The following is a 1,093-nucleotide window of genomic DNA, read 5'->3' on the forward strand; positions in this document are numbered from 1 at the left end:
GGTAGATAAAAAAGTTGGTGTGTTTGGCAAAAACCAACGCAGTTTAGAAGTAGCTTTTAGCCTTGGTTGGTTCACACCCCATATTACCCTGTTTACCCAAGATATGTTTGATGTCACTCCCCAATTTCGCGAGAGACTGGAAGACCATGGATATGAATTGGTGGAAGAACCAATAGATAAGTTTATTGGTGCAAACCACCAGATGACTGGGGTAAAACTGATGAATGGTTCTGTAGTTAAATTAGAAGCAGGATTAATTTCCATGGGTTCCCAATATCACTCTGGTTATCTTTCCGGTATTGATATCCAACGCCAAGGTGAAAATTTAGTTACCGATAGAATGTGTCGCACATCTCACCCCCGTATTTTCGCCATCGGTGACTTAAAAGTAGGATTGAATCAAGTAGTCATCGCAGCAGCAGATGGTGCTTCAGCAGCTACGGGAATTTGGCAAGATATTCGCCGCGAAAAAGGAGTAAAACCCCAGGTAGATAAGATGGATTCTCCTCTTCCTTTAGTCAGTTGAAGATAATCGTGTGTTGCTGATTATACTCCTATTCTCTTGCTTTGCGTCTTTGCGCCTACCCTTCGGGAAGCCGCACTCCGTGCGTCTAATGCGTGAGACAAATTCACACCTAAATTCAGCAACGCCAATATATAGATTATCTGTTTTTAAAAATCCAAAATCCAAAATCTAAAATTGAATGACAGCACATATTCTTTTAGTTGAAGATGAAACCAAATTAGCTCGATTTGTTGAGATAGAATTAATGAGTGAAGGCTATCAAGTTAGCATCGCCAATGATGGTGTAACAGGTCTAACATTGTTCAGAGAATCCACACCGAATTTAGTGATTTTGGATTGGATGCTTCCTGAGTTAACTGGGGTGGAACTCTGTCATCGTCTGCGAGCAACAGGTAGCAAAACTCCCATCATTCTGTTAACTGCTAAAGATGAGGTGGAATCCCGTGTTGCTGGCTTGGATGCAGGAGCCGATGACTACTTAGTCAAACCATTCACCATGGAAGAACTGTTAGCTAGAATTCGCGCTCGTTTACGTAATATCCCTGAAAATAAAGTCAATTTATTGCA

Annotated in this window: 2 protein-coding genes; both read left to right on the forward strand. The window is 41.4% G+C overall.

The annotated features are described in order from the left end of the window. Nucleotides 1–526, forward strand: a 526-nt coding sequence (locus tag F6K52_RS36665; RefSeq protein WP_293090197.1) for an FAD-dependent oxidoreductase, incomplete at its 5' end; no start/stop codon positions are given. 178 nt (nt 527–704) lie between these two features. Beyond that, nucleotides 705–1,093 (forward strand): response regulator (locus F6K52_RS36670; RefSeq protein WP_293090199.1); only part of this gene is annotated, 389 nt, incomplete at its 3' end.

Source organism: Moorena sp. SIO3H5 (assembly GCF_010692395.1).
In the GTDB taxonomy this organism is placed as follows: Bacteria; Cyanobacteriota; Cyanobacteriia; order Cyanobacteriales; family Coleofasciculaceae; genus Moorena.